The organism is Polaribacter filamentus (genome assembly GCF_002943715.1).
GTDB classification, from domain to species: Bacteria; Bacteroidota; Bacteroidia; order Flavobacteriales; family Flavobacteriaceae; genus Polaribacter; species Polaribacter filamentus.
This window is the reverse complement of sequence record NZ_MQUA01000013.1, coordinates 1,158,029-1,176,486: the sequence shown is the minus strand read 5'-3', so window position 1 is coordinate 1,176,486 and position 18,458 is coordinate 1,158,029. Positions and strand designations below refer to the sequence as shown.

General features: G+C 30.7%; 18 protein-coding genes and 1 pseudogene. 10 read left to right on the top strand and 9 right to left on the bottom strand.

Translation table 11 applies throughout. From position 1 onward, the window contains the following. The first annotated feature begins 1 nt into the window (after position 1). Positions 2-331: a hypothetical protein gene (locus tag BST83_RS07555; protein WP_104809253.1), complete on the top strand. Its 330-nt coding sequence runs from the start codon at positions 2-4 to the stop codon at positions 329-331. A 43-nt stretch (positions 332-374) separates the two neighbouring features. On the opposite strand, the gene BST83_RS07550 is transcribed toward BST83_RS07555, so the two are convergent. Both BST83_RS07550 and BST83_RS07545 read right to left on the bottom strand, forming a co-directional pair. Beyond that, positions 375-1,031, bottom strand: a complete 657-nt coding sequence (locus BST83_RS07550) for an HAD family hydrolase (RefSeq protein ID WP_104809252.1) — start codon at positions 1,029-1,031, stop codon at positions 375-377. Between the two features lie 327 nt (positions 1,032-1,358). Then, positions 1,359-1,775 (bottom strand): thiol-disulfide oxidoreductase DCC family protein, encoded by a 417-nt coding sequence (locus BST83_RS07545; protein ID WP_104809251.1) that lies wholly within the window; start codon positions 1,773-1,775, stop codon positions 1,359-1,361. A 179-nt stretch (positions 1,776-1,954) separates the two neighbouring features. On the opposite strand from BST83_RS07545, the pseudogene BST83_RS07540 reads away from it, so the two are divergent. From BST83_RS07540 to BST83_RS07525, 4 genes and pseudogenes are all read left to right on the top strand, one after another. Further along, positions 1,955-2,651 (top strand): annotated as a pseudogene (locus tag BST83_RS07540) (ABC transporter ATP-binding protein). 1 nt (position 2,652) lies between these two features. After that, positions 2,653-3,885, top strand: a complete 1,233-nt coding sequence (locus BST83_RS07535) for an ABC transporter permease (RefSeq protein ID WP_104809250.1) — start codon at positions 2,653-2,655, stop codon at positions 3,883-3,885. A 2-nt stretch (positions 3,886-3,887) separates the two neighbouring features. Further along, positions 3,888-5,132: an ABC transporter permease gene (locus tag BST83_RS07530; protein WP_104809249.1), complete on the top strand. Its 1,245-nt coding sequence runs from the start codon at positions 3,888-3,890 to the stop codon at positions 5,130-5,132. 16 nt (positions 5,133-5,148) lie between these two features. Continuing rightward, complete coding sequence (locus BST83_RS07525) at positions 5,149-6,261, top strand: efflux RND transporter periplasmic adaptor subunit (RefSeq protein ID WP_104809248.1); 1,113 nt, start codon at positions 5,149-5,151, stop codon at positions 6,259-6,261. 283 nt (positions 6,262-6,544) lie between these two features. Here BST83_RS07525 and BST83_RS07520 read toward each other — a convergent pair whose 3' ends face one another. Continuing rightward, positions 6,545-7,357, bottom strand: a complete 813-nt coding sequence (locus BST83_RS07520; protein ID WP_104809247.1) for a DUF1853 family protein — start codon at positions 7,355-7,357, stop codon at positions 6,545-6,547. A gap of 127 nt (positions 7,358-7,484) precedes the next feature. Here BST83_RS07520 and BST83_RS07515 point away from each other — a divergent pair, with 127 nt between their 5' ends. Next, complete coding sequence (locus tag BST83_RS07515) at positions 7,485-8,159, top strand: DUF2461 domain-containing protein (protein WP_104809246.1); 675 nt, start codon at positions 7,485-7,487, stop codon at positions 8,157-8,159. Between the two features lie 108 nt (positions 8,160-8,267). Here BST83_RS07515 and BST83_RS07510 read toward each other — a convergent pair whose 3' ends face one another. From BST83_RS07510 to BST83_RS07500, 3 genes are read right to left on the bottom strand one after another with little or no spacing between them, the layout of a single operon-like run. Next, positions 8,268-8,837: an MATE family efflux transporter gene (locus tag BST83_RS07510; protein WP_240614694.1), complete on the bottom strand. Its 570-nt coding sequence runs from the start codon at positions 8,835-8,837 to the stop codon at positions 8,268-8,270. A gap of 9 nt (positions 8,838-8,846) precedes the next feature. Further along, on the bottom strand, positions 8,847-9,845 hold the full coding sequence (locus BST83_RS07505; protein ID WP_104809245.1) for an IS1595 family transposase: 999 nt from the start codon (positions 9,843-9,845) through the stop codon (positions 8,847-8,849). Beyond that, on the bottom strand, positions 9,842-10,663 hold the full coding sequence (locus BST83_RS07500; protein WP_367889149.1) for an MATE family efflux transporter: 822 nt from the start codon (positions 10,661-10,663) through the stop codon (positions 9,842-9,844). The genes BST83_RS07505 and BST83_RS07500 overlap by 4 nt, the downstream gene beginning before the upstream one ends. Positions 10,664-10,768: 105 nt before the next feature. Here BST83_RS07500 and BST83_RS07495 point away from each other — a divergent pair, with 105 nt between their 5' ends. The 3 genes from BST83_RS07495 (at position 10,769) to BST83_RS07485 (ending at position 13,050) form a co-directional block, all read left to right on the top strand. Next, positions 10,769-11,164: an acyl-CoA thioesterase gene (locus tag BST83_RS07495; RefSeq protein ID WP_104809244.1), complete on the top strand. Its 396-nt coding sequence runs from the start codon at positions 10,769-10,771 to the stop codon at positions 11,162-11,164. A 139-nt stretch (positions 11,165-11,303) separates the two neighbouring features. Then, entirely contained in the window at positions 11,304-12,425 is a 1,122-nt protein-coding gene (locus BST83_RS07490) for a DEAD/DEAH box helicase (RefSeq protein WP_104809243.1), read from the top strand. A gap of 1 nt (position 12,426) precedes the next feature. Beyond that, the gene (locus BST83_RS07485) at positions 12,427-13,050 is read left to right on the top strand and encodes a trimeric intracellular cation channel family protein (protein WP_104809242.1); all 624 of its coding nucleotides are present in this window, start codon (positions 12,427-12,429) and stop codon (positions 13,048-13,050) included. A gap of 50 nt (positions 13,051-13,100) precedes the next feature. Here BST83_RS07485 and BST83_RS20620 read toward each other — a convergent pair whose 3' ends face one another. Further along, a complete protein-coding gene (locus tag BST83_RS20620) occupies positions 13,101-14,534 on the bottom strand; it encodes a S41 family peptidase (RefSeq protein ID WP_240614693.1) in 1,434 nt (477 codons plus the stop codon). A 70-nt stretch (positions 14,535-14,604) separates the two neighbouring features. Then, positions 14,605-16,356 (bottom strand): S41 family peptidase, encoded by a 1,752-nt coding sequence (locus BST83_RS20615; protein WP_240614692.1) that lies wholly within the window; start codon positions 16,354-16,356, stop codon positions 14,605-14,607. Positions 16,357-16,420: 64 nt separating this feature from the next. Between BST83_RS20615 and BST83_RS07475 the strand changes: the two genes are divergently transcribed. Next, a complete protein-coding gene (locus BST83_RS07475) occupies positions 16,421-16,885 on the top strand; it encodes a MaoC family dehydratase (RefSeq protein ID WP_104809241.1) in 465 nt (154 codons plus the stop codon). Between the two features lie 163 nt (positions 16,886-17,048). Here the strand turns inward: BST83_RS07475 and BST83_RS07470 are convergent, their stop codons facing one another. Further along, positions 17,049-18,449 (bottom strand): TolC family protein, encoded by a 1,401-nt coding sequence (locus BST83_RS07470; RefSeq protein WP_205853566.1) that lies wholly within the window; start codon positions 18,447-18,449, stop codon positions 17,049-17,051. Positions 18,450-18,458 lie beyond the last annotated feature (9 nt).

Below are 18,458 nucleotides of genomic sequence, written 5' to 3'. Positions count from 1 at the left end.
GATGAAAAAATTAGATTGGACTAGAAAAGAATTTGAAGCTTATGTGCTTTTGTATGCTGCACATTGCAATTTTTTTGAATCAAAAGAAGAGCAAGAATATATATATTCTAAAGTAGATAAAAAAACGTTTCATAGAATTCATACAGAAGTTGTTGTCGATTCAGATGAAACTAATTTGAATAAAATTCAACAATATCTATCAGATAATAATTTACATCAAGAAGAAAAAGACGAATTAATTAGACATATAAAAATGGTCTTTTTTGCGGATGGTTCTGTCGATGTTTTAGAAAAAAAAGTATTTAGTATTTTAAATAAAATTATAGAGTGATACTTTTAAATTTTGTTAAAGTTCTGTTTTAACTTTAATATTATTATATTATTTCTTTTAATAAACTAAAATCATCAATAACAAAATCAGCATTTTCTAAAGTTTGATCTTTAGCCATCTTATTTCTGTAGCCAAAAACAAAAATACCAGCATCATTTGCAGCTTTTATTCCGTTGTCAGAATCTTCAATAACAATACAATTTTTTTTGGGAGTATTTCCTAAAACGGCAGCTTTTTCAAAAATTTCTGGATGCGGTTTAGAGGCAGTTAATTCTGCGCCACTAATTTTTGCAGAAAAATATTGGTTCAAATTAAATCTGTTAAAAACTCTATCAATATTAACCATGGCAGAAGAGGATGCTAAAATTAAGGTAAAACCTTTGTTATAGCAATATTTTATGAGTTCTTCAACGCCATTTACTAAATGCAAAGTAGGGTCGTTTTCAAAGAAACTTACATAGCGTTTTCTTTTATTAAGAACCAACTCTTCAGGGTTTAAATCTAAGTTAAAGTGTGTTACTAATCTCTGAAAAGCATTTATAGTAGAAGAACCTGTAAGTGTTTTGTAAAGATCATCAGAAACATCTGCGCCAATAGAAATAAACGTTTCATAATAGGCTTTTTTATGAATTTCTTCAGAGTCTATTATAACGCCATCCATATCAAAAATAACGCATTTTATTTCTTTTGGTAAAGTCATTTTAGATGAATAATTTTAGGGTACCCATAATATTTTCAACAATTATATAAAGAATTGTGCAAACAAATATCTCCAATATTAAAACCGAAAGAACCCTTTTAAAGGTTGAAGGGTTTTTCATTTTTTTTTACTGCTTTATACAAACCAAAAACAAAATAAAGCCACTATTATGTTTAAAAATTAATGATTGTTGATAATATAAAAATTAGAGGAGTTAAATTGATAACTTAATATTCCAATAAAAACAAATAATGATAAAATAATAATGGGTAGCTTAATTTTAAAATATGTGTTAATCTTAAATTTTTTAATGGGGGAAGGGGGCTTTTAATTTAAAAATTTAGCTTTCAATTCAGGCGTTGGAATCATACAACTTTCTTTTTTACCAAACCATTTGTATCTGTTTTTGGCAATATAATCATAAAAATAATCTCTAATCGGTGTTGGTAAAATTTCGAAAACTTGGGTTAAAACCCAAAATCCTCCAAAATCTTTCATAATTTTTAATGCTGCTGTAGATTTAATATCATAAGCTACACCAGGTTCGTACAATATGATGGAATCAATTTTAGAAACATCTATTTTTAAATAAGTTATAATGTCTTGTCCGCTTTTAGATTGCAAAGCAACAAATATAAAATGATCTTTTTTATCATATTTTATGACTTTTAACACTGCATCATTGCACAAATTGCAAATGCCATCAAAAAGAATTATTTTTTTATTTTTTGGAATATCAACCATTTAGATAAAGTTAAACGTTAAGATTGTAAAAGTACTTTATCTTTCTTTAAAAATCGTGTAACATTTTTTTATTTCAAACGTCTTACTTGTGTATTGCGATATTACTACTTGCTTTTAACAAAAATTTAGTAAGGGCTATCAGGAGCAATAAGTAATTTTGTAAAAAAGTATCCAACTTAATGATTAAAATAGAAAAAATGCACAAATCTTATCCTATTGGAAAAGATTCTCTACATGTTTTAAAAGGTATTGATTTACATATTAAAGAAGGCGAATTTGTCGCTATTATGGGGTCTTCTGGCTCAGGGAAATCGACACTTTTAAATATTGTTGGTTTATTAGATATTCATGATGAAGGTAACTACTATTTAAATGGGAGTTAATTAAAGATATGAATGAAAAAAAAGCAGCCATTTTACGAAATAAATTTTTAGGATTTGTTTTTCAATCTTTTAATTTAATATCATACAAAACTGCTTTAGAAAATGTTGCATTGCCTTTATATTATAAAGGAATAAACAGAAAAGAAAGATTAGAAATTGCCATGGATTATTTAGATAAAGTTGGTTTAAAAGAATGGGCCAATCATTTACCTAACGAACTTTCTGGGGTCAAAAACAACGGGTTGCAATTGCAAGAGCATTGGTTACAAAACCAAAAGTTGTTTTGGCAGATGAGCCAACAGGAGCTTTAGATTCTACAACTTCAGACTCTGTAATGAACTTATTAAAAGATATTAATAAAGAAGGAATGACCGTTTTTGTAATTACTCATGAGGAGGAAATAGCAGAACAAACTAAAAGAATTGTACGTTTAAAAGATGGTGTAATTATTAGTGATGAATTAACATCAACAGGAAAAGCAAAAGCAGTTTAATATGTTTGATTTAGATCGTTGGAGAGAAATTTTTCAAAGCATAAATAAAAACAGGTTACGATCTGTAATGTCTGGATTTACCGTTGCTTTTGCAATTTTACTTTTTACACTTTTATTTGGTATTGTAAGTGGTTTAAGTAACTCGTTTACAAGTGCTTTTGCGGATGATGCACAGAACTCAATGCAGGTTAGAGTTCGAGAAACTACGAAACCTTTTAAAGGATTGCAAACAGGTAGAGCCATTCAATTAAGGAATGATGACTATAATTTTGTTAAGGAAACTTATGAAAGTAAAATTCAATATCAATCTGCAAGAATCTATAAAAACTTTACTTTAAAGTATAAAAACGAAGCAAATAGCTATAATGTGAGGGCTGTAAATCCAGATCATCAATTTTTAGAAAAAACAATTATAGAGGAAGGTCGCTATTTAAATGAAAGAGATTTAAACGAAAAATCTAAAGTAATTGTTATTGGCCGTTTGATAAAAGAGGATTTGTTTGGCGAAAAACCAGCACTTGGTAAAAGACTAAACGTAAATGGAAGTTCCTATTTAATAATTGGTATTTTTTCGGATGAAGGAGGAGATAATGAAGAAAGATTGGCATACATCCCTGTAACGACAGCGCAAAGTATTTATGGCAATAATGATTATATAAGTCAAATTAATTTAGGATACAATCCAAATTTAAGTTTAGATGCAGCAATTGCATTCGGAAATAAAATGGAGCGTGATTTGCGTGAAAAATTAAATATTCATCCAGATGATCAAAGTGCGCTTTCTGTTAGAAATATGGCAGAAGCAAACAAAGGTATTGGTATGTTTATGGGAGCTTTGTATGCAATCGTAATACTAGTGGGTTCGGGAACTTTAGTAGCAGGAATTATAGGAATTAGCAACATTATGATTTTTGTAATTAAAGAACGAACTAAGGAATTCGGAATTAGAAAAGCGTTGGGAGCAACACCTTCATCTATAATTGGTATGGTTGTGCAAGAATCCGTTTTAATAACCACCATTGCAGGTTATTTAGGATTATCGTTAGGTACCTATATTTTAAGTTTAATAGGCAATAGTTTAGAAAAAGATTATTTTATTAAAGACCCAAGTGTAAGTCCAGGAATTGTAATAGCAGCAACGGTAGTTTTAATTTTATCAGGATTAATTGCAGGCTATGTGCCAGCAAAAAGAGCAGCAAATATTAAACCAATTGAAGCATTAAGAGCAGACTAACTATGAACTTTTTATTTGAAGCAGATACTTGGCAAGAAATTTACGGAAGCATTCGTAAAAACAAAATAAGAACCGTAATTACAATTATTGGTGTTTTATGGGGTATTTTCTTGTTAGTTGTTCTTTTAGGCGCTGCAAGAGGAATGGAAAATGGCTTCAAAAAAATATTTGGAGATTTTGCAACCAACAGCGTTTTTGTTTGGACGCAAGCGACAGACACCCCTTTTAAAGGATTTCAAGAAGGAAGAACATTTAATTTAAAAACCAAAGATATTGAGGCTTTAAAATCTGAATATTCTAACCAGATTAAACTTTTAGCACCAAGAAATCAAACAAATAATTTAATTATTCGTGATTTTAAATCTGCTAATTATCAGGTTAGTGGTGATTATCCTGTGTTAGATAAAATTCAAAAAAAGAGTCTAATTTATGGACGCTTTTTGAATGAAAATGATATGTTATCAACGGCAAAAGTTACCGTGATATCAGAAGAGATGTATAAATTTTTATTTGATAGAAATGAAATACCAATTGGGGAATACATCAAAATAAACAGTATTAATTACAAAGTTATAGGTGTTTATGGGCCTTCAAATGCTATAGATTTAGATGGTGATACCGCGTATATTCCGTTTACAACATTTAAAAGAGTATATAACACTGCCAATAATATAGATTGGATGGTAATTACCGCTAACGAGGGAATTGATATAGAACAAATGGAAAAAGATGTGCTTTTAACTTTGAAAAATTTGCACAATGTACATCCAGAAGATAAAAGAGCATTTGGTTCCTTTAATTTAGGAACACGAATAGCAAAATTTACGGGCTTTTTAACCGGCATGCAGTTTCTCACTTGGTTCGTGGGTATCGCTACTTTAGTTGCAGGAGTTTTTGCCATTGGAAACATCCTTTTAATTACCGTAAAAGAACGCACGAAAGAAATAGGAATTAGAAGAGCTTTAGGTGCCACACCAAAAGATATTCGTCAGCAAATTATATTAGAATCTGTTTTTTTAACAACAATTGCTGGTATGCTGGGTATTATTTTTGGAGGTTTTGTTTTATTTTTGATTGATTGGAAATTTGGCCAAGGAGAAGATGCAACCCTTATAAACCCTACAGTAAATATACCAATTATTATGATCGCATTTGCCACATTAATTGTGTTAGGAACCTTAATAGGCCTAATTCCTGCACACATGGCAACAGTAGTAAAACCAATAGAAGCATTAAGAGAAGAATAAAATAAATTAACAAATTATGAGTAAAAGATCAAAAATTATTTTAATAATTATAGTAGCACTGTTTATAGTGGCATTAATTTGGTTCGGTAAAAAGAACTCGAAAAACGTTGTTGACTTCGAAACGGAAACACCTTTCAGAACTACAATTGTTAAAAAAACAGTAGCAACCGGTAAAGTTATTCCCTTGGAAGAAATTGAAATTAAACCTCAAATTACGGGAATAATTGATAAAATTATGTTGCTAGAAGGCGCGCAAGTGAATAAAGGCGATTTAATTGCAACTGTTAGAGTGGTGCCAAATGAGCAATCTTTAATTAGCGCAAAGGGTAGAGTAGACAATATTAAAATTAGTTTAAATAATGCCGAAGTTTCTTACAAAAGAAACAAAGGTTTATTTGAAAAAGGCGTTATTTCTAGAGCAGAATTTGAAAATATTGAACTTACTTACAAACAAGGAATACAAGATTTAAAGAATGCACAAAATGATTATCAAATTATTAAAATAGGGTCTTCGGGTTCTGGTGCTTCTGCAAATACCAATATTATTGCTCAAATGTCTGGTATAATTTTAGAAATTCCTGTTAAAGAAGGGGATCAAGTTATACAGTCTAACAATTTTAATGCGGGAACCACAATTGCTTCTATTGCTGATATGAGTAAAATGATTTTTGAAGGAAAGGTAGATGAGTCCGAGGTTGGTAAATTAGTGAAAGGTACCGATATTGAGGTGTCTATTGGTGCAATTGAAGGCGTAAAATTCCCTGCGAAACTTAACTTTATTGCTCCAAAAGGAACAGAAGAAGGAGGGGCTGTTCAGTTTAAAATTAAAGCAGATCTTTCTTTAGATACTAAATATTTTATTAGAGCGGGCTATAGTGCAAATGCGGATATTGTTTTAGAGGAAAAAGACAATGTTTTAGCGATTAAAGAAGCCCTTCTAAAGTTTGATAAAAAAACAGAAGATCCTTACGTAGAAATACTAATGCCCGACGGTAATTTTGAAAAGAAAACTGTGAAATTAGGTACTTCGGATGGTGTAAATGTAGAAGTTTTAGGAGGTGTTACCAAAGATGATAAAATCAAAATTTGGAACAAAGCTTCTAAAGACGATGAGAAAAAAGTGAAATAATTATAGAAATTAATATAATTTAAAAAGAGGAACTTAAATTTTTAAGTTCCTCTTTTCCATTAGTGTAATTTAGGTTTTTGAAATAGGAATAAGATGTGATTTATTTTGATGCAAGAGCCAAGAGATAAAAGAGAATAGGCAAAAAATTTGTTTTCTATGTGCGGATATGTTTATTTTTTTTTAATTTTCAAGAAACAAAAGACAAGACAATTGAAGTAAATACATGGTTGAAGTTATGTTTAGAGAAGCAAGCTAGAATTCAAAACTCTTAACTTTGAAAGCACTACCACCACACTAAAAACAACTTATTAATTTCTCCATTTGATTTTTTTATCCAACAAAGTGGCGAAAATTCTCTTTCTAAATATTCATAGGATTTTTCCTTAAACTGATGAAAATTCTCCCAGTTTACATTTTTATGAGGAATAATTAACCAATCCTTTTTATTTGGGATGAAAAACTTACAATCTTTAAATTGTTCTAATTCTTTTTTGTTGATGTAAAAGCCGCCGATACACTCTTGATTTAGTTTAATTAAAACAATGTTTTCTTCTGATAACGGAACAAACAATTGTGCTTTAAAATATACTTGTTGTTCAATTTTATCAACATCTAAATCAATAGTTTTTAAATATTCTAAACATTCCGCAGAGTAGAGAAGAGGCAACTGTTTTTCTTTCAATTTCGTTAATTTTTCTACTAAAGAATCTTTTCTATTTGGACCGATAAAGTGAGCTATTTCAGTTTCTCCAACTGAAGGATCGTACAAATAAAACTTATAAATAATTTCTAAATGAATTGGTTTTTCATCCTTTAAAATAATACAATCTAATTCTCCTAAAGTAATTTTTTCTCTCTGAATTTGAACATTCTCACTTATAACCGAAATGCTTTCTTCTTGCTGTAATTGATAGGAAATAAACCGTTCAATGTATTTACCTAACCGTAATTTTTCATCAATTTCAATATTTATTTTTGAGGATACAGCAATAATTTCAAACGCATGTAATTCATAAACGGTTTTGCCTTTCCACAAACAATTTGTCTGTAAAAAACCGTCATATCTTTTCTGAATTATTTTTGTTTTTTGATGCATAGAATGTGAGAAGCTTATTGCACGAATTTACGCAAATAAAAATGCTCTTCTCTAATTTTTATTCTTGAATTAGTGACTGTATTTTTATAGAATAATTCGTAAATTGAAATTTTAAAAATTCAACTAAATGCAATTCGAAAAATCGACATTTACATACCTGCAAGATTTACAAAAAAACAATAATAGAGATTGGTTCGCAGAGAACAAACCTACCTATCTTAAGGCGCAAAAAAATGCAAAAGATGTTTTTGCCGCAATACACATTAAATTACAAATGCATGATGAAATAGAGAAATCGAAAATGATGCGTATTTATAGAGATGTTCGTTTTTCTAATGATAAAACACCTTACAAAGCTCATTTTGCAAACTCTTATTCAAGATTAGGTTCCTCTCTAAGAGGAGGCTATTTTCTTAGAATAAGACCAGGAGAGTCTTTTTTAGCTGGTGGATTTTGGGAACCGAGCAAAGAAGATTTATTCAGAATTAGAAAAGAAATAGAACAAGATGCCTCAGAAATTAAAGGTATTTTAGAAGCAAAAGAATATAAAAAGCAGTTTGGCGGACAATTTGAAAGTTTTAGCGAATTAAAAACAGCACCAAGGGGTTTTGATAAAGAACATCCAGATGTCGATTTACTTCGTAAAAAGGGATTTATATCAAGTAAGAGTTTTACTGATGAACAAGTTTTATCAGAAAACTTTATTGATGAAGTAGATAAAAGTTATGCAGCTTTGCGTCCGTTTTTTAATCTATTTAGCGATATTTTAACGACTAACTTAAATGGGGAATCTTTGGTTTAGGTTTATTATAAAGCGCTTCAATTGGGGTTCCTAAAGTTAAAAAATTTTGACGAATGTTAGAGAATAAACATCCTTATTTTTTATTTTTCCTTAAAAACTTAAACCAATTTATTTAAGATTCTTATCAACCTCACGTTTTAAAATCCAAATTGTAATAATTGTAGAAAGCACATCCGCAATAGGAAAAGACCACCAAATACCGTTTATCCCATAATATTTAGGTAAAATATACGCTAACGGAATTAAAAAAATACCTTGTTTTAAAAGTGTTAAAAATAATGCAGGCATCGCTTTCCCGGCTGCCTGAAAATAAGCAGAACCAATTAATTGCATCGTAACAATAGGAGTTACTAAAAATACAATCAACATTGCATTCGGAGTTTCCGCTAGCAAAGAGGAGTCATTGGTGAAAACCCAAATAATTTCTTCTTTAAAAATTACAATTCCTATAAAAATAATAGTTCCTAAAATAGAACCAAACCAAATGGCCTTTTTAATCGTTTCTTTTACTCTGGCATTATTTTTTGCACCAATATTAAAACCAGCAACGGGCAAAAAACCTTGTGAAACTCCTAAAACAGGAGAAAGAGAAAACATCATTACTCTGTTTATAATTCCGAAAATTGAGATGGAAATTTCGCCGCCATATTTGAAAAGTGAGTAGTTTAAAACAATCATTAAAATAGGCTAAGTTCTAAAAAGCATATTGTTTATAGCTATTTCTTTGAATTGTATCCAGACTTGATTAGAAGCTAATGCAATACTAGCAAGTGTTGCCATTTTATTGGTCTTATTCTTTATTTTTTCTAGTACCAAAAACCAGTTTAAATAATTTTGCAGATATTTAGTTGCTACACCATTAAAGGATTCCATAAATTTCCTCAATCTCATATCCATATTATTCACATTCTGAACATGATATATTTTATCAACTGTTTTCTGTCCTTTTGATGCGTTGAACTTCTTATGAATAATTGTATTAGATTTTGCAAAGGCAGCATAACTTCTATGACTGTCACTGCAAAGTACTGTTGCTTTATCGAGCTTACCTTGATACACCTTGTTTAGGTCTTTTTTACTAATTCGTCCTGTTGTAACCACTTCAAAATCCTTATTTCCAGAACGATCGCAGGTAGCAATTACGGCTACTTTTTCATTAGATATACCTGCTTTGCTAGCTTTTTCTCCTCGTTTCTTAGGTTTTCTTTCTAAAGTACGATTCCCTTTTTCTGAAATTGGAAAAAACAAATCATCACTCTCTACAATACCTTCAAATTCGGATACTGAAACGCTAGAAAATGAGGTTAATAATTTATGACGCCAATCAAATGAGGTCTGAATTGAGATTCCTGTTTCCTTTGCACTTTTTCTAATACTATAGCCCGATAGTAAACAATAAAGATACTTGTTAATCTTGTCTTTCTTTTTTAATGCAAACCAAAATTTCCCTGTCGTTTCACTAAAGTTTTTACCACAACCATTACACAAATAGCGTTGTACGCCTTTTAATGTACCGTTTGCACGTATGCGTTCGCTTTTACAATGAGGACAAGTAACTGCTTTTCGTTCTTTATCTTCTTCTAAATGTGAACCCGATGTTGATAAAGACAGTAAAGAGTTTACAATATCTTGTTGGATAATTAAGCTACTGCTCAAAAAATAATCTCTAAAATCAGATGGTATCATAAATGTTCTTTTTTGCTAAGATAACACATATTTAATTTAGAACTTAGCCTTAAAATACTAATTGCACCTTGTCTAACAATAGAAACTCCGCCCAATTTTATGATTTCATCTACAATTTTAAAATCTAATTTAAAGTTTTTTGGTATTATTTTTAATTCACTTTTAGAAGATAAAAAGAAGTATAAAATGTACAATCCGCAGCTTGCAAAAGAAATAGAAGTCGCTAATCCTGCGCCCCACATTCCCCAATTGAACAATTTTATAAACACAACATCTAAAACAACATTTAAAACTGCGGGAATCATCATTGCATACATAGCAAATTTTGGTTTTCCTTCTGCTCTAATTGTTGGATTTCCCATCATCGCGAAAGCTAAAAAAGGAACACCATAAATTACCACACTAAAATATTCGGAAGCAATAGGTAAAATAAGTCCTTTTGCTCCAAATAAATTCAAAATAGGAACACTAAAAATAGTACCTAATACTACAAAAAGTAAGGCTAATATAACGGTTAGTGAAATCTGATTTCCAAAAGTTAAAAATGCTTTTTCAGGTTTACTTGCTCCTAAAGCTCTTGATATTATAGAACTTCCACCAATTCCAATTCCCATTCCTATAGAAGAAATTAAGAATACAATTGGTAAAACAACGGTAATTGCCGCGATTGCTAAAACCCCAATCCATTGTCCTACAAAAATGGTATCAACAATCATATTTAAGGACATTACAAGAATTCCGATAGTAGCAGGAACTGCTTGTTTTATCAATAATTTGCCAATATTTTCTGTACCTAATTCGTTTACTAGTTTATTCATAAAAGTTCTGCAAAGAAACAGCTTATTAATTATTTTTTTTAAAATGAAACATCAATAATTGTTATAGAACTATTAAAATTTTTATTTTTGCTAAAATTGATAAATATGGACAACGTTTTTGAATTTAAAATCAATGTAACAACCGCAGATATTGATGATTTAAATCATGTAAATAATGTGGTATACGTAAAATGGATGGATGAAGTTGCCTTTCATCATTGGGCATTCTTAACTAAAGAAATTCCTTTACCAGAATATATTTGGGTAGTGGCAAGGCATGAAATTGATTATAAAGGGCAAGCGCTTTTGGGAGATGAACTTGTTGCAAAAACTTGGGTAGGAGAGACCAAAGGTTTTACTTCAATGCGGTTAATTGAATTTTATAAGGATGATGTTTTGTTAGCAAAATCAAAAACAACTTGGGCAATGTTAGACGCAGAAACCTATAAACCTACTCGAATTAGAGAAAATGTTTTAAAAGTATTATCGCCTCAAAAATGATCAAAATTCAAATCAATATTTTTATCCTAGATTTTATAATGGTGATCTTTAAAAATTACATTTTTTTAATCTGTGCAAATTCGTGAAATTTGTGTCATTAAACTTTAATAAAAGTATCTTTGCACAAAATTAAGAAACAATGTCAACATTTTCTGCATTAGGAATTCGCAAAGAATATATACAATCAATTAAAGAATTAGGGATTTCTACACCTTCAGAAATTCAAGAAAAAACGATCCCAATTTTATTGCAATCTGAAACCGATTTTATTGGTTTGGCGCAAACAGGAACTGGAAAAACAGCTGCTTTCGGCTTGCCAGTTTTACATCACATTAATACAAACGAAGGAAATATTCAAGCATTAATTTTATCACCTACAAGAGAATTAGTGCAACAAATTAAGAAGCAGCTTTTTAAGTTTACAAAATATAATGAAGATAAAATTTTTATTGAAGCTGTTTTTGGTGGAGAAAAAATTGATCGTCAAATAGGTAATTTAAAAAGAACAACCCATATTATTGTAGCAACTCCGGGAAGATTAATCGATTTAATAGAGCGTGGAAGTATTGATATTAGTCATGTAAAGACAGTTATTTTAGATGAAGCTGATGAAATGCTAAGCATGGGTTTTAAGCAAGATTTAAATAGAATTTTAAAATTTACGACAGAATCTAATAGAAAAACTTGGTTGTTTTCTGCTACAATGCCAGAAGAAATCAAAAAAATTATAAAAACATATATGGATGCAAATGCATCAAGAGTTGAAATTAATAGAAATTCTTTGGTAAATGCAAACATCAGACATCAATTTGTAAAAACAACCATAAAAGATAAACCGGCAGATATTATTTCGTATTTAGTAAAAAGAGAAGCAAGTAGAGGCATCATTTTCTGCAGAACAAAAGCGGGAGCTCAAAATTTAGCAGCTCATTTAATTGAGGAAGGTTTTTCTGCTGCTGCCTTAGAGGGCGATATGCAACAAAAAGAACGCGATAAAGTAATGCGTGCTTTTAAAAATGAAAGCTTGCAATATTTAATTTCTACGGATGTTTCTGCACGTGGAATTGATGTGAGCGGATTAGAATTTGTAATTCATCATCAATTACCAGAACAATTGGAATATTATACGCATAGAAGTGGTAGAACTGCCAGAGCAGGAAAAACAGGAACTTCTTTAGCTTTTATTTTACCATATGAATTGGAGCGCATTCATGAAATTCAAAACGAATTAAATATTAAATTTACTGAAGTTACTGTGTAGTATGAGTGTTATTTATGTTATTGATATTTTAGGAACTTTTGCTTTCGCTGTAAGTGGTGCTTTGGTAGCCTTAGATAAAAAATTTGATATGTTTGGCGTACTCATCATTGCTTTTGTGACCGCTGTTGGAGGAGGAATGTTGCGTGATGTTTTAATTGATGCACACCCAATAAATTGGATTGGGAATTTAGATTATTTATATACCATCTTTATTGCGGTCGTTTTTACGTTTCTTTTTAAAAGTAAAATAGCACACTTAAGTAAAACCATGTTTTTGTTTGATACTATTGGTATTAGTGTTTTTACATTATTAGGTTTAGAAAAAGGATTGTCATTTAATTTGCATCCTATTATTGCAATAATAATGGGCGTAATTTCCGCCGTTTTTGGTGGTGTTTTACGTGATGTATTAACGAATAAAGTTCCCTTAATTTTTGAAAAAGAAATTTATGCTTCCGCTTGTTTGGCTGGTGGAATTATCTATTTAATTCTAAATTATTTTAATGTTGAAGAAAATATAAACTTTATAATTTCTGCCGCTGTAGTTGCAATTATTAGAGTAATCGTTGTAAGATTTCATTTAGAACTGCCTAAGATTAAAGACGATATTTTTGGTAAAGCATAAAAAAAAATGAAGGGCTGCTTCACTTTTTTTTATGCTTAAATTTTAAGATTTTAATTTACATCTTTTAATAATTCTTTTATAGATCTTAATAATTGTTGGTCTATTCCGTTGTCTATTTGGCCAGGCATATTTTTTACTCTTATCATTGGTTCTGTTTGATTGTTTTCCATCCATTCACCTGCTTTATTTTTTGCACTTATAGGCACAACTCCCCAATAAGAACCATTTGGCAAACTTTCCCAACCGGCAAAACTACAGGTACCGGGAACCGGCATCCCTACCGTTTTACCAATTTTTAAATCAGTATAGCCAGAAGCATAACAATGTCCATCCGAATACATACTTTCATTAAAAATAGAAAGAGTTGGTTTTGTAAAACGTGAAGTAGGTTCACCGCCTACAACTTTCGCTTCTGTTGCATACGTAATAAAAGGAACTCCTGTAAAAAACATTGCTAAATCAGCTACTAAATCTCCCCCGCCATTAAAGCGAGTATCTACAATTACGCCTTTTTTATCTGAATACTTCCCCATCATATCTTGGTAGATACTTCTGTAAGGGGCATCACTCATTCCGGGAATATGTACATAACCTAACTGCCCGTTACTTAAACTATCCACTTCTTTTTCATTAATTTTTATCCATCTCGTATATAAAAGACGATTTTCTTCTCCCAAAGAAATCGGTTTAATCGTAATTGTTTGCTCTTTGTTAGTTTTGGGATTTAGAACATCTAGAAGCATAAACGCATCTGTTTTTCTATTCAAATATTTAGAAACATCTTGATTTTTAGCTATTAAAACGCCATCAATTTTTTTGATGATACTTCCGGGTTGGATATCAAATTTAGCTTTATCCAATGGACCTCTAGAAATAACTTCTTCGATTAAAATTCCGTCATCCTTAAAATTATAATCCATAAAAATACCCAAAGAGGCTGTTGCATCTCCATTTGAAACGTTCGTTCCTCTAAAACCAGCGCCAGCATGAGAGACATTTAATTCTCCTAACATTTCAGATAATAATTCAGAAAACTCATATTCATTTCCAACATGTGGTATGTATTTTTGATATTCTTTTTTCATGTTCTCCCAATTGATCCCATGAAAATCTGAATGATAGAAAATTGCATTTGTACGCAACCAAACATGATCGAACATTGCTTGAATTTCGGCATTTTCATCAAATTCAATTTCACTTTTAATTTCTACCGGTTTACTTTCACTTTTATCAGGATTTAATTTTGTTATTTTACCACTACTTAAAAGATACAAATTATCCATTTTTTTATCCCATTCTAAACTTCCTGATGATGAATTTAATTTCATGACCATTTTAGTTTCTTTGGTTCTTAAATTGGTGCTCCATAAGTTTGATTTTTCTTCAAAACTTGCTAAATAATACAATAAATCCCCTTTTTTAGAAAGTACCGCATCGCCTAAATCAGAAGAATGAATGGTTAACCTTTTTGTTCGGTCTTTCATCTGTTCCCAATCGAATTCTAAAGGTGTTACAGTCTTTTTTTCTTCCTCTTTATCTTTATCCTCTTCTTTTTTATCTCCTTTCTTTGACTTTTTTGTATCCTTTTTTCTTTCTCTTTTTCTTTTTTTCTTCTTCTTTAATGGCTTCCATTAATTTGAAATCTTCATCGCTCAAATCAAATTCATCCCAAGCATCTTGCGTAAAAAACATACCATACACGTCATTTTGAGTTGTACCGCTAGTTGCGTATGATTTTAATCCGTTTTTGTTGCTAAACCAGATCATTTGTTTACCGTCATTTACCCATTTTGGTTGCCCATCATAATATCCACTTTCATTTAAGTTTACTCGTTTAGAACCATCTGCAGCCATTAGTAAAACTTCACTATTGCTTAATGTTTTTCCCCAATCGACCAACAACCACTTACTATCTGGGCTCCATGTAAAGTATTTATCACCATCACGCATGTGAAATAAATCTTTTGGAGTTAATAAGATAGTTTCTTTTTTTGATGCTATATCCATCACTTTTAGCGTTCTTCTGCCTTCAATAAAGGCTATCTTTTTTCCGTCAGGTGAATATTGCGCCAAATAATTGTCAACTTTATTTTCTAGTATTGGTTCTTCTTTTAATAATGTGGATGCATAAAAGAAAGGTTCTTCGGATCTTACTTTTTCGGTTTTGTACACGCTCCATTTTCCATTGCGTTCACTGCTATAAACAACAGATTTTCCTTCTGGACCCCAAGAAACAAAACGCTCGTTTTCGGGAGTATTTGTGAGTCTTTTTGTGAATGATTTATCCACAGAAGTCACAAAAACTTCACCTCTTGCTATAAATGCAATTTCATTTCCGTTTGGTGAAACAGCCATTTCATTAATTCCGCCATTTACAGAAATAAACTTTTCTGAATTTTCTTTATCCTGTGTAATAATGTTTACATCAACTTTTTTAGGTGCAGTACCTTTGGTCATTGTGTACAATTCGCCGTCATATCCAAAAGAAATAACTCCATTACCCATGCTAAGAAAACGAATAGGGTGTATCGTAAAATTAGTTAATTGTTGATCTTGCATCGGGTTCTCTAATGAAAGTTCATGAACATTAAAAGTCCCACTTCTTTCACTTAAATAATACATGCTTTTTTCGTCTTCACTAAAAACAGGTTGTCTATCCTCCGCATTATTAGTGGTAATCATTGTATGCGCTTTTGTTTTGGTGCTATACAGCCAAATATCTCTTGTGATGGCCGATGTGTGATGTTTTCTCCATTCATTTTCGCCGCCTTTTTTATCCTGATATAACATCTTTGCTCCGTCTTTTGAAAACTGTACATACTCAGCAGGAATTGTTAAGAGTTGGCGAACTCTGCCAGATATAACAGGAACACTGTATAACTCAGACTGAGAACCATGAGGGTATTGTCGATGGTTTGCGACATCTTGTCTTAATGCTCCAAAAACAACTTCTGTATCGTTTTTAAAAAATGAATACGGATGTTCGTCGTTTGAATGGAAGGTTACTCTAGTTGCATTTCCACCATTTGAATTCATTACAAAAACATCAAAATTTCCAAATCTATCGGATGCAAAAGCAAGTTTAGAGCCATCTTTACTCCAAACAGCTTCATAATCGTGCGCACTATGAAATGTTAACTGTTGCGCATTTCCACCATTTACATTTACTTTATACAAATCTCCTTTATACGTAAATGCAATTTGTTTTCCATCCGGAGAAATGGAAGAATGTCTCATCCATTTTGGAGTATTCTGGGACAACATTGAAAATGAAAGCAACGTAAAAAAATAAAAAAGTAGTTTCATATTTAGATAATTTTTGACTAAATTAAGCATTTGAAATGAAATATTAATTTGTAAAATAAAAAACATGAAACCATTAGTTTTTGAAAATTTTTCGGAGTTTAAGTTGATGATCGATAAGCAATTACCAACAGGGAGTTGGTACACGATTTCTCAGCAAATGATTAATGATTTTGCAAATGCAACTTTAGATAAACAATGGATTCATGTTGATGAAAAGAGAGCAGCCAAGGAGAGTCCTTTTAAAAGTACCGTGGCGCACGGATTTATGTCGGTTTCAATGATTTCTAAATTATTAGAAGAATTATTTTCTATTAAAAGTGTAAAAATGGGCTTAAATTACGGATTAAATAAAGTTCGTTTTCCGAATCCTGTTCTAGTAAATAGTGAGTTAAGAATGCATACGATTGTAAAAGAAATTGAAGATTTAGCGAACAACGGAATTAAAGTTACCTTCTCTTGCACAATAGAAATAAAAGGACAGAAAAAACCCGCCTGTGTTGCAGAGTTTTTAGCCGCTTTATTTGAATAGTAGCGCAATAGAAAATAAGTTTGATTTCTGTAGAAAGTAATTTGAGGACTTTTCACAAAAAGTATTTACTAAGATAAAATTCCGTCATCTGCACATTTCTTTGTAAACCAATACAGAAAAACGCAGTCACATTTGAAAAAGTCATCTATTTGCGGTTATTATTTTATTCAGAAATAGAAATCACAGCTGCTTTAAACAAATCGGCTTTCGATTGAAAGAATGAATTTTCTAATACAATTGCTTTTAGCTTTGTTTCTATCAATTTAGATTCCCGATAATTCACTAAAAACAAAGAGCTTTCGCCTAAGAAAAACTTACGTTCCTCAGCCTTTAATAAGGTGTTATAATCTTTAACGATATTTGTTAAAAAATCGCTCTGTATTGCGAAGGAAGACAATTCTTGTTGTAAAGCATCCACCTTATTTTTTATGATAACTTTAGTTGCTTCATTTTCATAAGTTGCCTCTTGTAATTTAATTTTAGCAAGTTTAAAATCTCCCCTTTCTTTTCTTAAAAATAGGGGTAATTTAAAGTTGATTCCTGCTTGATAATTATCAACATTTAAAGAATTAGAGACTCTTGGAGTCTGCGTTAAAAAATTATATTGAACATCTAATTGTGGCAATAAGTTGTTCATTTTAAGTTCTCTATCAATATTTAAACTTTGAATTTTAAATTCTAAAGATTTTATCTTCGGATGGTTATTAATATCAAAATCAGCGATGTTAAACAATGCAATATTAAAAGTTACATCGATTGAATTTAGCGTTTCTATATTTGGTATAATATGATCTTGCAATTCAACAGGTGTATTATCATTTAACCATAAAAAATTAGAAATTTCTAAAGAAGCTTTTACTAATTTTATTCGTGCTTTTTCTAAATATAGTTTTCTTTCATTTAATGTAATCCCGGCCTCTAAGGTATCAATTGCCGGTTTATCTCCTTCTATAAAAGCTCTTTTTGTTCCCTTAAAACGGATTTCTGCATTTCCTAAAAAATCTTGATATACTGCTTTTTCATTATAGGTTTGTAGCCAATTAAAATAGGTCAAAGAAGCGTTGTATAAAATTTCATTGACCAATAGTTGCTGATCTTCTTTTGCCTGATCTAAAAAGAATTTGGCCTGTTTTAAAGATGCCATTCTTTGGTTGATTAAAAAACCCTTTAATAAAGAAGCAGAAACGCCAACAGCATACAAACCATCGGTTGGCAAGGTTGCTTCAGGATTTAAAAAAATACCCTCATTATTTTCAAAATTAGCTTTAAATTCCAAACCATAATATGTAGGTATTTTAAAAGCACCATTTAATTGGTTGTAATATTCCTTTTCTTTGAATTCTTTTTTATCAAAATCAACCTCAATTTTTGGATCGAAAGCACCTCTCGCTTTTAATAATTTTGCTTCACTAGCATTCATGATAAGATTTGCCTGTTTTACAACTGGATGATAGGCTTTAACGTAGCCTAAATACTCCGATAAGGTCATCACAGATTCCACCTTTTCTTGCGATGAAAGCTTAGCAAACAGTAATAAAAAAAGAATTAAAATATATTTTTTCATTTTTTAATA